General features: G+C 60.9%; 12 protein-coding genes. 6 read left to right on the top strand and 6 right to left on the bottom strand.

The window, feature by feature from the left end:
* Nucleotides 1-50 precede the first annotated feature (50 nt).
* From LKX83_RS21755 to LKX83_RS21780, 6 genes are all read left to right on the top strand, one after another.
* On the top strand, nucleotides 51-1,472 hold the full coding sequence (locus tag LKX83_RS21755; protein ID WP_227884851.1) for a hemolysin family protein: 1,422 nt from the start codon (nucleotides 51-53) through the stop codon (nucleotides 1,470-1,472).
* A 149-nt stretch (nucleotides 1,473-1,621) separates the two neighbouring features.
* Entirely contained in the window at nucleotides 1,622-1,879 is a 258-nt protein-coding gene (locus LKX83_RS21760) for a spore coat associated protein CotJA (RefSeq protein WP_227884852.1), read from the top strand.
* A gap of 74 nt (nucleotides 1,880-1,953) precedes the next feature.
* Nucleotides 1,954-2,211, top strand: coding sequence for a spore coat protein CotJB (locus LKX83_RS21765; RefSeq protein ID WP_227884972.1), 258 nt, complete (start codon nucleotides 1,954-1,956; stop codon nucleotides 2,209-2,211).
* Between the two features lie 15 nt (nucleotides 2,212-2,226).
* Nucleotides 2,227-2,796, top strand: coding sequence for a manganese catalase family protein (locus tag LKX83_RS21770; RefSeq protein WP_227884853.1), 570 nt, complete (start codon nucleotides 2,227-2,229; stop codon nucleotides 2,794-2,796).
* A gap of 402 nt (nucleotides 2,797-3,198) precedes the next feature.
* A complete protein-coding gene (locus LKX83_RS21775) occupies nucleotides 3,199-4,557 on the top strand; it encodes a glycoside hydrolase family 26 protein (protein WP_227884855.1) in 1,359 nt (452 codons plus the stop codon).
* A 1,023-nt stretch (nucleotides 4,558-5,580) separates the two neighbouring features.
* Nucleotides 5,581-6,273 (top strand): HAD family hydrolase, encoded by a 693-nt coding sequence (locus LKX83_RS21780; protein ID WP_227884862.1) that lies wholly within the window; start codon nucleotides 5,581-5,583, stop codon nucleotides 6,271-6,273.
* An 88-nt stretch (nucleotides 6,274-6,361) separates the two neighbouring features.
* On the opposite strand, the gene LKX83_RS21785 is transcribed toward LKX83_RS21780, so the two are convergent.
* From LKX83_RS21785 to LKX83_RS21810, 6 genes are read right to left on the bottom strand one after another with little or no spacing between them, the layout of a single operon-like run.
* Entirely contained in the window at nucleotides 6,362-7,594 is a 1,233-nt protein-coding gene (locus LKX83_RS21785) for a YheC/YheD family endospore coat-associated protein (RefSeq protein WP_227884864.1), read from the bottom strand.
* A gap of 6 nt (nucleotides 7,595-7,600) precedes the next feature.
* Nucleotides 7,601-8,131 (bottom strand): GNAT family N-acetyltransferase, encoded by a 531-nt coding sequence (locus LKX83_RS21790; protein WP_227884865.1) that lies wholly within the window; start codon nucleotides 8,129-8,131, stop codon nucleotides 7,601-7,603.
* Nucleotides 8,128-9,297 carry a YheC/YheD family endospore coat-associated protein gene (locus LKX83_RS21795; RefSeq protein ID WP_227884867.1) on the bottom strand — a complete coding sequence of 390 codons (1,170 nt, stop codon included), beginning with the start codon at nucleotides 9,295-9,297 and terminating at the stop codon, nucleotides 8,128-8,130. The genes LKX83_RS21790 and LKX83_RS21795 overlap by 4 nt, the downstream gene beginning before the upstream one ends.
* Complete coding sequence (locus LKX83_RS21800) at nucleotides 9,297-10,670, bottom strand: YheC/YheD family protein (protein ID WP_227884869.1); 1,374 nt, start codon at nucleotides 10,668-10,670, stop codon at nucleotides 9,297-9,299. Before LKX83_RS21800 ends, LKX83_RS21795 begins: the two co-directional genes overlap by 1 nt.
* Nucleotides 10,651-11,868 carry a YheC/YheD family endospore coat-associated protein gene (locus LKX83_RS21805; protein ID WP_227884871.1) on the bottom strand — a complete coding sequence of 406 codons (1,218 nt, stop codon included), beginning with the start codon at nucleotides 11,866-11,868 and terminating at the stop codon, nucleotides 10,651-10,653. Before LKX83_RS21805 ends, LKX83_RS21800 begins: the two co-directional genes overlap by 20 nt.
* Nucleotides 11,843-13,210, bottom strand: coding sequence for a YheC/YheD family endospore coat-associated protein (locus LKX83_RS21810; protein WP_227884872.1), 1,368 nt, complete (start codon nucleotides 13,208-13,210; stop codon nucleotides 11,843-11,845). The genes LKX83_RS21805 and LKX83_RS21810 overlap by 26 nt, the downstream gene beginning before the upstream one ends.
* Nucleotides 13,211-13,298 lie beyond the last annotated feature (88 nt).

Below are 13,298 nucleotides of genomic sequence, written 5' to 3' on the forward strand. Positions count from 1 at the left end.
AAAAAGGCGAAAGCCTGCTGCGCCTAGGACGAAAGGATGCGAGTCAGACCTTGCCTGAACATTCGGAATTTCTATGGGGATCGATCGCCTGGCATGCGATTCTCGTTCTTTTTCTCGTGCTGCTGAACGGATTTTTCGTCGCGGCCGAGTTCGCGCTCGTGAAGGTGCGGCAGTCGCGCCTCACCCAGTTGACGAATGAGGGAAACGTCCGCGCGCGTTACGCGCTGAAGGTCAACCGCAAGCTGGACGTTTATTTGTCCGCGACCCAGCTCGGGATTACGCTCGCTTCGCTGGGCCTCGGTTGGGTGGGGGAGCCCGCGATCGCGGATCTCATCGTGATCCCGCTTCTGCATCAATTCGGCATCACGAACTTGACGACGATCCACACCGTCTCTTACATCATCGCATTCAGCGTCATTACATTCCTCCATATCGTGCTGGGGGAGCTGGCGCCGAAGTCGCTCGCGATCCAAAAGTCGGAAGGCGTCTCGCTCTGGCTGTCATTGCCGCTGCTGCTGTTTTACCGGCTCTTCCTTCCGGTCATCTGGCTGCTGAACCATGCGGCCAACCTTCTGCTCCGGCTCGTAGGCGTGCAGCCGGCGAGCGAGCATGACGCGGCCCATACGGAAGAAGAAATCCGCATCTTAATGAACGAGAGCGCGAAGAGCGGCATCATCGACAAGGAAGAGATGACGCTGTTCGACAACGTGTTCGAGTTTTCCGACCGCGTAGCCCGCGAAGTGATGCTGCCCCGGACCGACATGGACTGTATGTACACGAACTTGCCACTGAGCGAAAACCTGAAGGTGGCTTATCGGACGAAGCATACTCGCTATCCCGTGGCGGTGGAGGACAAGGACCAGATCATCGGATTCGTCCACATCACCGACGTCCTGACCGCCGATCCGGACGAAGAGCACGATCTGAGAGAGTTCGTTCGCCCGATCCTGAGCGTGCCGGAGTCCATGGAGATCAGCAAAGTGCTGAAGCTGATGCAAAAGCGCAAGTCCCAGCTCGCCATCGTCATCGACGAGTACGGCGGGACGGCGGGCATGCTGACCGCCGAGACGATTCTCGAAGAGATCGTCGGCGAAATCCACGACGAGTTCGACGACGAGCCGCCGAGCGTGATCGTCAAGGGCGACGTGACCTCGCTCGACGGACGGATGCTCATCGAGGACGTTAACGATCTGCTCGGCCTGGAGATCGAGGACGACGAAGTCGACTCGATCGGCGGCTGGCTGTTCAAAAACCTGGAAGGCAACGTCGCCAAGGGACAGAAGATCGTGCAGTACGGCTTCGTGTTCGAGATCGCCGAAGTGGAGCGGCTGCGAGTGCAGCGCGTACATATTTATCGCTTCAAGACGGCGCCCGCGCAGACCGGTCCCTTGACGTCGGCCGATGCGGCGGGGACGGAAGGCTCGTCCTTTTATGAAACGCAAACCGATCGGCCGGGCTCCAGGCGCGATTAGACGCCGGACGCTGCGCCTTCCGGTTCTGGCACCGCTATCGTTTCGCGAACAAAAGAAGATCAACCGAGAAGTCCCTTCTGCCGGAGGGGCTTCTTTTATTTTGTCGGACAACGTCAGATCGCTGGGCGAATGTCATAGGTTTAAAGCGAATGATCTCCACGGCGAATGCGAAGGAGGAGCTTGGATTGTCCGACAACCAGCTGAGGGAGTGGCGGCCCTACGTGAGCCCTTGGGACCCGTGTCCGCCTATTTTGGTCAAAACGTACGTCGTTCCGCCCAATCAATATATTTACTTCCAGCCGATGAACTTGCCGCAGTTTACGCTGGACGAGGCGATCCGCAGAGGAACGCTTTGGCCGGCGCTGTTTAGCCCGTACGCGTCGCGGCGGCACGGGAAAGGAGGCTGATCGCATTGGCGGAACGGCAAGAACGCAATCCGCGCGGCGAAGAGCAGGAGGCGGAAGAGCGCGAGCAAGCGCCCGTGCGGGGGAGCGAGGCGTACGTGGCGGAGCTTTTCGAGATTCAAAAGGTGGACTTCGCGCTCGTCGAGCTGACGCTCTATCTCGATACGCATCCCGGCGACATCCAGGCGGTGCAGCAGTTCAACCAGCTCGCCCAGAAGCGGCGGCAGCTCGTTTACCCGTTCGAGATGAAGTACGGTCCGATGCTGCAGTTCGGCCTCAGCTACACGCGTTATCCGTGGCAGTGGAACGACGCGCCGTGGCCGTGGCAGGTTTAGGGGAGGGGGATCACAATGTGGGTCTACGAGAAAAAGCTGCAGTACCCGGTCAAAGTCAGCAAATGCGATCCCCGCATGGCCCGGTATCTCATCGAGCAATACGGCGGCGCGGACGGTGAGCTGTCGGCGGCGCTGCGCTACCTCAACCAGCGGTATACGATTCCGAGCAAAGTCATCGGCCTCTTGAATGACATTGGCACCGAGGAATTCGCCCACCTCGAGATGATCGCGACGATGGTGTTCAAGCTGACGAAGGACGCGACGCCCGAGATGATGGAAGCGGCCGGTCTCGCGCCTCATTACGTGAATCACGACAATGCCTTGTATTACGAGAACGCGGGCGGCGTGCCGTGGACGGCCACCTATATTGCTGCGAAAGGCGATCCTCTTGCCGATCTCTATGAGGACATCGCGGCGGAGGAGAAGGCGCGCGCCACGTACCAGTGGCTGATCGACATGACCGACGACGTCGATATCCAGGACAGCCTGAAGTTCCTGCGGCAGCGGGAGATCGTGCACTCGCTGCGGTTCCGCGAAGCGGTCGAGATTCTGAAGGCGGACCGCGAGCAGAAGAAAGTCTACTGAGCGGCTGCCAGGCCGCGTCGGGAGCCGGCCGGATGCCGGCTTTTGGCTTTTGCCGGCGGCGCTTTCTTTGCCGGAGAACGTCATGCCGCCCATGGACCTCCGTCCATTGTACAAGCCCAAGGAACGCGGAGAGCGGACGCTCCCTCTGCCTTCGCTAATTTCCTCTCCAAGTTTCGATGCGATTCCGGGCGCGCAGCGGTCTCGGGCTCGCTTTTGCGTTCAAGAGCTGTCCTCCGCCGATTCTCCCATTCCATCTTCAAGATCATGGGTCTTAAGTCGCATATTTATGACAGGAATGAGAATCCTGATGAAATGGATGAGAAAATGTTAATAAATTCCTTGATTCTGGAAGATTGATGCAGATATAATGGGGGCTATTGTCATATAGGAGGGTCCCTGGTCATGTTTTCTCGTTATAGGCTCCCGCTGCGCCGTCCCAAAAGCACGCTCCGGTTTGTCACGGCGCTGCTCGCCTGCTGCCTGCTGGGCGGCATATGGACATCCCCGTCCCAAGCTGCAGGTTCGGATTGGACCGTTTATGCCGTGAGGGATCAATACAAGCCGGCCAAGTTTGAACCGGTCAAAGGCGCCTATTTGGGCGCATACGTCCTGCAAGACGAATACATCAAAGCATCCATGACGAAATATAACGAATTAACGCAAAAGAAGCATATCAGCTTCTTCAAATACGTCGGCTACGGACGGCCGTTTCCAACGGATTGGGTGGAGGAAGTCAAAGCGGCGGGCGCCGTGCCGCATATCGCCTTCGAGCCGAATGCGGGACTCGACGTCATCAAGGACAACGAGTACTTGCGCGACTTCGCCAGAGCGGCCAAGGAGGCGGACGTGCCGATCTTCCTCCGCTTTGCGAGCGAGATGAACGGCACTTGGACGGAGTATTCCGGCAAGTCGGAGCTGTACATCGCCAAATGGCGGCTCGTCCATCGCGTCTTCGCCCAGGAAGCGCCGAACGTCGCCATGGTGTGGACGGTGTTCTCGTTCCCGGAATCCACGATGGCTTCCTTTTATCCCGGCGACGCCTATGTGGATTGGGTCGGCGTGAACATTTACAACGTCGTCTACCACAACGACAACCGCTACGATCGCGGCGACAAGGAGGACCCGCTGCAGCTGCTGGATTACGTGTACAATACGTACAGCGGACGCAAGCCGATCCAAATTTCCGAATACGGCGCCACACACTACACGATCACGGACAAGTCCTATCACGTCGATTTCGCCCAAAACAAAATCAAGCGGCTGTACGACAATTTGCCGAAGCTGTATCCGCGCGTCAAATCGATCTATTACTTCGATGTGAACAACGTGCTGAACGCGCCCGAAAACCGCAAGATCAACGATTACTCGATCACGGACAACGCGGAGCTGCTCGCGGCCTACCGCAAGACGATCAAAAACCCGCACTATCTGACCAGCATCCAGGAGACGGCGACCAAGCCTCGCAAGGAGACGTTCTCCGCCCGCGGCATCCATTTCGAATCCGGGAACAAGCTGTTTACGGACGTTGGCTTTTTCCGGGAGCAGCTCGGCTTGACGGTGACGATCAAGGGCAAGACGGCGATCGTCTCGAACGGCAGCCGCGGCAAAACGTTCACCCTCGTCAAACGCCGGGTGTCCAAAGGGTTCAACGGCGAATACCGGACGCTTCAGGGCTTGCCGCTGCGGGACGTAGCCGACTACTTCGGATACGAATTCGCGAGCGATGCCAAGACCCAATCCGTCTGGATCACCAAAAAGTAGCGTTTTTAAGCGGGTAGTGTGCATCACGAGTTCGCGGATTCAAAAGGTCGCCCTTGGGCAGCCCCTGGGCCAGCCTTTTTCGCGGTAAGCCGCCGCGCCCCAGCTTCAACTGCCGGGGAATGCCCGTTCAAACTGGTTAACGCGGCTCAACACGACTTCTTTGCGGCGGTCCAGCGTCGATGTAGGTAGTTAAAGTACTCACATTTGGGGAAAGTGGCGGTCCAGCGTCGATGTAGGTAGTTAAACTACTTACATTTGGGTGAAGTGGTGGTCCAGCGTCGATGTAGGTAATTAAACTACTCACATTTGGGTGAAGTGGCGGCCCGGCGACGATGTAGGTAGTTAAAGTACTCACATTTGGGTGAAGTGGCGGTCCAGCGTCGATGTAGGTAGTTAAACTACTCACATTTGGGTGAAGTGGCGGTCCAGCGTCGATGTAGGTAATTAAACTACTCACATTTGGGGAAAGTAACGGCCCGACGAGATGTAGGTAGTTAAACTACTCACATTTGGGGAAAGTGGCGGTCCAGCGTCGATGTAGGTAATTAAACTACTGACATTTGGGGAAAGTGGCAGTCCAGCGACGATGTAGGTAGTTAAACTACTCACATTTGGGGAAAGTGACGGCCCGGCGACGATGTAGGTAGTTAAACTACTCACATTTGGGTGAAGTGGCGGCCCAGCGTCGATGTAGGTAATTAAACTACTCACATTCTTCGGGAGAAAAGCGAATAGACGAACAAGGAGTCCGGGACTCCTCCCACTTGGCGGCCGCTCAAGGCGGCAAATCCGGTTGCATCCGTCACGGGGCGGTCACCGGGGACGGGCGCGAAGCGTTCCGCTTCAACCCTTCCACACGGATCCCGGCGTATTTTTTACGTCCCCTTAACGCCGCGTTGACGCCCCGGTAACAAGACGATCGCCCGATGCCTCGCCTGCACGAAAAATAAAGATGGCAGCGCTGCCAACGGTTGCCGCCGATCGACAGGTCCGGTATGATGGGGAAAAACGAAGGAGATCCCCATGATTAGACATCCTTTGCCGGAAGCGATGCTGTTCGACCTCGACGGTACGCTGTTCCGCACGGAAACGCTCCTCGAGACGGTCCACACCCGCGTCTTCGACAAGCTGAAGGAAGAAGGCCTGTACCAATCGCCACAGCCCCCGGTCGAGCTCCTGCTGGGCTCGCTGGGCATGCTGCTCGAACATATTTGGCAGCGCGTCATGCCCGACGGCTCGCCAGCCGCGCACGCGCGCGCGAACGATCTGCTGCTCGAATACGAGATGGAGGAGCTGCGGCAGGGCCGCGGCGAGCTGTACGACGGCGTGCCGGAGACGCTGCGCCGTCTTCGCGCGCTCGGCGTTCGGCTGTTCGTCGCGAGCAACGGCCTGGAAGACTACGTCAAGGAAGTCCCCCGGCTGCGCGGCATCGGAGACCTGTTCGAGGGCTTCTACAGCGCGGGAGAATACAACACCGCGTCCAAGGCGGACCTCGTGCATCTTCTGCTTGACCGGCACGGCGTGAACACGGCGTGGATGGTCGGCGACCGCTCGTCCGACGTGGAGGCGGGCAAGCGCAACGGCTTGTTCGTCGTCGGCTGCGACTACGCCGGGTTCCGCCGCGAAGGCGAGCTGGACGGCTCGGATGCGGTTATCCAGTCGTTCTCCGAGCTGCTCGATCTCGTCGCGGCGGACGGTTCCGAATCGCTTGCATGACCCGGCCGCGCGCCTCGCGCGTCCGAAAATCAAAAGGCTGTCCCCGCCGGGTCCGATGGACCTGGCGGAGACAGCCTTTTCGTTTGCCTTAGGGCGTTTCCGAATCGCGCAGATCGTAGCCGAACAAGGGCGGAAAGCTTGACAGGCGAGGGCTGGTCCGGGTGCCGGGACGCGCGCCGGTGCCGCCCGTCCGCGACGTACCGGCCGACGACTTGTTGCGTCCGGCGCGCCGCTGGCCGTACAGCCAGAGGGCGTACTCCATCGGACGCCGGATCGCCGTCTTATACGTCTCCTTTTCGCCCGCCTGGATAAACACCTCGCGCGCGGGCTTGGGGTTCACCTCGAGCAGCCAGACGCGGCCCCGGCGGTCGATCGCCAGATCCAGCGCCAGCTCGCACAGCGCGCCGTAGGTCGACTCGAGATGCCGGGCGACGCCGATTCCGAGCTTCTCCGCCGTCTCTCGAATTTGCGACAGCTGATCTTCGTCGTCGATCCACTGACGAAGGAGCGTGTTCATGGAGACGGCTTCGCCGCCTCCATGCAGATTGGAAGTGATGCTGCGCGGCGGCCCGACGCGGCCCGCGCAGCCCGTCACCTCCCATTCGCCGGAGCCGTTCTTCTGCACGAGCATGCGGTAGTCGTGGACGCGGCCGCTCGGCAGCTTGATGTGCAAGCCCTGCTGCGCGATATAGCGATTCCCGTGCATATTCCACGACCGGATTGCGGCGGGCAATTGTTCCCGGGTCACGCGCCTGGGCTGGACGATCCGGCGGTTGAGATCGCGCCCTTGCAGGCTGTAGGCACCGCTGGCGAGCCGCTCGATGCGCAGAATGCCCCGCCCGCCCGTGCCGTTGATCGGCTTGACGTAGACGAGCGTATGCTTGCGGAGAAGACCCGTAACGTCGTCGGCCGACTGGTACAGCCGCGTCGCCGGCAGATGGTCGCGGAACGCCGCCACCTTGCCGAGCGTGCGGTAGACCGTCCATTTGTTCCGCAGCGGCCGGTTGAGGAAGGCAAGGTGGCCGTATTTCCGGCGGAAGGCGAGCAGTCGATCGAAACGCTTGCTTCGCTGAATGCGGCAGCGGTCGTAAATGAGGTTCGGGAAACGAACCCATTTGCGGTGCCAGGATTTCGTTTCGGGCTTGTAGATCATAGCGTTGATGCGCGCATTGACGTCGTCGACGTCATCGGGGGTGAACACGAAGACGTTCATCCCGAGCCTTCGACCCTCCTCGATCATCTTCTCGTAGACGGGCTTATCCTCGATCCCTCTGCGGTCGCTCAGGTAGAGGGTGAGAATGCCGAGAACGGGCTGGGCCATCCCGACTCACCTCCGCTCCGATGCCGTCAGGCGGGCGGACTTCGAGCGCCCTTCGGCAGCGCCGGGTAAGACCGGCACGCCGACGTCGGACTCGGACGCAGGGCGCCAGACGAGCCGCAGTGTCGGCTTGCCCGTCGGACCGACATGCAGGCCCGACGAAGCGAAGCCGGCCGCCTGGCACATGGCGAGGCTGGCCGGATTGTCGGCGGCGACGTTGCACGACAGCCGTCCCCATGGCTCCGCCAACCGCATCAGCAGCCGGCGGCCGATGCCCCGGCCCCGCAGCGCCGGATGCACGGCGACCAGGCAGGCGTCTTCGCCATAGCCTTGGGCGAAGGCGACGCCCGCGGGCTGGCCGCAGGCGGTGAAGGCGACCGCGACGGCCGTGCCCGGCAAGGCCAGCGCGTCTTTGCCCGCGTTCACCATCCTTCGCCATCCGGCTTGGGTGATGCGGCGGTCGCTATGGCGCAGCACGAAGCGGAGCAGCGGGAACCGCGCGCGTTCCCACTCTTCCGATGCCAATAACCGGACGATCATCGGGATCCGCCTCCCTTGTGCTGCGACTGGCGATGCAGATACTGGCTGTATTGGAAAATGCGTTCGAGCGATTTTTGCCGGATATGCGGTTCGTCGAACTTCATCGGCTTCGAATTCGCTTCGAAGAACCATACGTGGCCGGTCTCGTCGACACCCAGATCCATCGACATCTCGCACATCCTATGCTTCGAGGCTCGCTCGATCCGGCTGGCCAGCAGGACGGCGGTGTTCTTGACTTTGCTTAACACCCGTTGGGCTTTCTCCTGCCCAAAGACGGAAACGAGCAACCTTTCCGGATCCTCGATGCTGCCCCCGCGCGGCACGTGGGTCGTGATGCTGGTATTGCCCGCGAGTCGGGCGCCGATTCCCGTGAGTTCCCAGACGCCGTTCTGATTTTTCTGGATCAGCGCGCGCAGGTCGAACGGCCGATCGTTCACCGAAGCGAGCGAGATGCCCTGCTGGGCGATATAGGGTTCTCCCGCCGCCTTCGACTGTCTGCGGATGCGCGACCAGAGCCGGGATATCGTTGCGCAGTTGTAGGTGCGGCTGCCTCGCTCTTCCTGAATTTGCAGCCGATAGGGCAGCTGCCTTTCCGGCAATACGCGTACCTTCATGATGCCGACGCCGGCCTTGCCCATGATCGGCTTCAGATAGATCTGCGAATGGCGCTTCAGCAGAGAGGAGAGGACGAGCGGCTCGGTGAGCCGCCGCGTTTCCGGCACGTAGGCGCGCGTTCTTCTGGCCTCGTTCAGCCATTTGAACAGCGTCCATTTGTTAAAGAAGCGACGGTTGAACAAAATGATGTCGGGTCGGTTCGCGATCGCGGCGAGCTTCTTTTTAACCCATGGCAGCCGTTCGTCTTCGCGCTGAGGGATGCGGTTGTAGACGAAGTTCGGGCGGGGAAACCAGGCTTCCATCCAACTGTCCTTAGATGCGTTGTAGGTGTAGCCGATCACCCTCGCGCTCGAAAGCTTCAGGTTTTTGACCGTGACGACGTAGGTCAGGAATCCCTGCTCTTCGCCCGTCGCGAGCAAATCGGAGAAGTTGTGGCGGTTGCCCCGGAACAGCTGGATGTCGTCGTCGATCGTGAGGATCGCGAGTACCGGTCTGCTTTGGATGGCCGCCTCCGCGAAGGAGGAAACGTCGACTTGCGTTTTCCGCTTCATCAAGATTCATCCTTCTTTCGGAATTTACTCAGGTAGAGGCAATGGTCCAGAATGTAGCCGAGCGATGCCCTCCCTTGTTCCTTCAGCGCCGGATGCTTGAAAATGGAGCGGCCGGGCTTCGCGTTCGCTTCGAACATCCATACGTCGCCGTCGCGGTCGATGCCGATATCGAGCCCCAGCTCCCCGAGCGTATGGTTGTAGTTGCGCTCAATCGCTTCGGACAGCCGGACGGCGATGTCTTTGGCGTCTTGGAGCACTTCGCCGGACCGGTTGCCGAACGTCCGGCTCAGCGCCTGCTCCGGCGTCATCAGCTGGCCGCCGTTTTTGATATGGGTCGTGACGCTGCCGCGGCCGGCTTTCTTCGCGCCGATGCCGGCGACAACCCAGTTGTTGCTGCCGTCCTTGTGCATGTGGAAGCGGAAATCGATCGGACAGTTGTCGATCTCGACCAGCCGAATGCCCTGCTGGACCACGTAGCCGGACAGACCGCTCCCGTGGCGGGCTCGGAGCATCTTCATCAAGCTGTTGAAATTGGTGAAGCGAAGCAGCACGTTGCTCGAACCTCTGCGGTAGCGGACGAAGTACCCTCGTCGCGGATGGTACGTGAGCCGGTAGATCCCCATGCCGAGACTGCCGCCCGTCGGTTTGTAGTAGAGGAATTGGTGCTTTTCCAGCAGTTCCTTGATCTTTTCGGGAGACGGATTGTTGACCGACTCGGGCAAATGGCGCAGCGCTTCCGGGTCATTGTCGAGCAGCGTGTAGACGTCGGACTTGTTGAAGAAGCTCCAGTTGAAAAACGGAATGCGGCGCCGGACGAACTTTTCCCGGAGCGCGGTGATGGCCGTTCCCGTTTCGGCGCGACGGCTCGGAAGCCGATTGTAGACGACATCGGGGAGGGGGACGACTTTGCGTATCCAACCTCCGCTTCCGTTCAGGAACCAGCCGTGTACCGTTTCCTGCTGCCAGTTGATGTCGCGCGGGGTGAAGGCGAAGAAGTACGCTTTTTTCTGCCCCATCGCCAACAGCTGCTTGACGAAGCCCGTGCGGGGGCCGAACGGGGCGCTGGGCGATCGGTTGCCGTCCGTCAGCACGCCGATCAGAGGCCCGAGCTGGATCTCTTCGCTGTCAGCGTTGGCCAGATAAACGTTGCCGGATTTCGGGATGCGGACGGAGCGGCGAAGGCCGGCGGACAGGAAGACGTGGTGGCCTTTGCGCTTGACGGTACGCACGGTGGCCGTCACGACGTCGCGCCCGAGCTTGACGTTGATCGTCTTCCGTCCGTTAAGCTCCAGCAGCTTCGCGAGCGGGCTGGACACCCACACGATCTTCTCGGACTGCTGCGTGAAATGGACGTTACATAGGGTCAAACTCATGGAATACCCTCCCAGATGATCGAAGCAGGATGTATCTCGCATAGGCGAGCGGTCTGTCCGCGGCTTGCTGTACGGCTGCCGGACCGGCACAGATCATGGAAGCGCGGCCGGGCTTGGTGTTCGCTTCGAGAAACCAAAGTCGGCGTTCCCGGTCGACGCCGAAATCCAATCCGAGCTCGGCGAAGCGTCCGTACAGTTGTTCCAAGCGCGAAACGATGGCATGCGAAGCGAGCTCGACGTCGCGAAGCAATGGTTTGGCGGCCGATTCCCCGAACAGGACGGACAGGTGCGCAAGGGCGTTCGCCGCCCGGCCTCCGCCGTGAAGATTGGCGGTCACCGACTCCGGCTTGCCGCAGCGTACGACCGTGCCCGCCGGCGTCCAGGCGCCGCTGCCGTCCTTCTGCATGAGCACGCGCAAATCGTAAGGCTCGCCCTGATCGTTGCGCAGGTCGAGCAAAGGCTGCATCAGGTACGGACGCCTGCCGATCCAGCGGTCGATGCGGCGAAGCGCCGTCGCTTCCTCCATGCGATCCAAGCGAAACGGCCGATTGGCGCCATCACGGCCGCGCAGGTCGACGGCGCCGGCTTCTCGCCGGCGGGCGACGGAGATGACCCTGCGGCCCTGGGAGCCATGCGTCGGCTTGAGAAAGGCGGACTCCCCATGGACGCTCAGCCAGGAGGACAGGGAGACGGGGCCGCGGTAACGGGCGCTCGGCGGCAGGAGCGGCCGGATGTCCTCGTAGCGGGACAGCGTCCGCAGCACTTCCGATTTGCCGGGCAGCCGTCCGTTCAACAAGTGAAAGCAGCCTGCGGCCCTCATCCGGGCGAGCCCCTCTCGGAAGCGGTAGCGGACGGCGGCGTTGTCCGGCCAAGCGCGGTCGTAGAGCAGGTCGGGCACCTGGGCGTCGGTGCGGACCCATCCCTCCTCGGGCGACCGATGCCAGCCCTGAACGGTACGGCTGGCGTCCTCCAAGGTCGACGGGTCGAAGGCAAACGCCTGCAGGCCGTGTCGGCAGGCGGCGTCCAGCAGGCGCCGCACGAACGAAGCTTCGGCGAACGGCGTCGGCCCCGGGCGTTCGCAGACGAGGATTCCGATCGCAAGACGGCGCCGATCGGAACGGCCTTGCGCCGGCCCGGAGGCGGCGCGTACGGCGGTGCGGCCTGCCGCGCCGTCAAAAACCGGAGAGATAGCGGGCATATTGAATCATCATCCGTACCGAAGGACGGATTTTCCCCTCGTTTAATGGTGTATTGTCGTTTTTGGACGGTTTGGAGTTCACTTCGAGAAGCCAAATCCGTCCGGACGTATCAAGTGCGAGATCGATGCCGAGCTCCCCGAAATGGGCGGGGATATGGTCCTCGATCCCGCGGGAGATGTCGAGCGCCGCCTTGCGCAGCCGAGCCGAGGCGTCCTTGCGGCCGGCCAGGGGCAGATTGGTCTTGCCGACCGCCTCGCGCACGGTCGAGAGCGTCCCGCCGCGCGCCAGGTTCGACACGTAATGCTGATTGCCCGCCGTCCGCGCAACGATGGAGGTGACGGTCCACTTGCCGGTCGCGTTTTTCTGCGTCAAGGCGCGGAAGTCGACCGGCCGGCCGCCGACGTCGATCAGCGTCAGGCCTTGCTGGATCAAGTACCGGACCGATTTCATCTTGCCGCTGATCGCAGAGAACAGCTTCAGCAGGTTCGGATACGTTTGCCGTTTCGCCCCGCCTGTCGTCGTGAAGGACGCCTGCCAGCCTTCCTGGCCGACGCGGGAGAGGCGAATGATCCCTTTGCCCAAGGAGCCGCGGACCGGCTTCAGGAAGACGACCGGATAGCGCGAGCACATGTTCTTGAGCATCGTGTAGTTCTGCAGGGAGTGCGATTCGGGCAAGTAGCGCTGTAGCGATGAATCGCCCTTGAGCGCGCTGAACACCTCGGATTTGTCGAGAAATTTTTCGTTGAACACCTGGGCGCCGTGCCGCTGCTTGATCTCGTTCATAAACTTCTGAACGCTCGGACGGTTTTCCAGCTTGCGATACGTCAGTCGGTTGTTCACGACGTCCGGCGCGGGAAGCGAGGTCTTGTGCCAGCCCGACTGATACACCCAGCCTTCGACGGTGCCGGTCTGCGAACCGATGTCGTCCGGCGTAAAGAAGTATACGAACGCGCCCTGGTTGCGGCAGGCGGCGACGAGCTCCCGGCAGAACATCGTGATCGAGCCGAACGGCTTGTCGGGCTGCTGCGGATAGTCCCGGCTGATCAAAACGCCGATCACCGGTCCGAGCGAGAGGGTTCGCGTCGCCTGCCGGTACTGTATGCGCAGCGGCGTGCCGGTCTGAATGCCCATCCGCCTGGCGAGCGAATGGCTAATGCGTAATCCGTCGTAGCGAGGGATCGGGGTAACGGAGACGGATTCCCTGAATGAACCGAATTGAAGGACAAGATGCTGGTTGGCCGGGATTTTGGCTTGCTTCATCACGGATTCCCCCAGCATCAGGACGTCGCCATCCATCATGCCGGAGCTGATGACCTGGACGTCGACTTTTGGGGTAGGCATGATCGTTCTCCTTCCACCGTGCTTGAGAAGTCTGGCGAAGGCATCTGGCAAGGATCTCGTAGCGTCCTTCCCGGGGGCAGGCGAGAAT

It is taken from the genome of Cohnella baijiui, from assembly GCF_020731285.1.
GTDB lineage: Bacteria > Bacillota > Bacilli > Paenibacillales > Paenibacillaceae > Cohnella.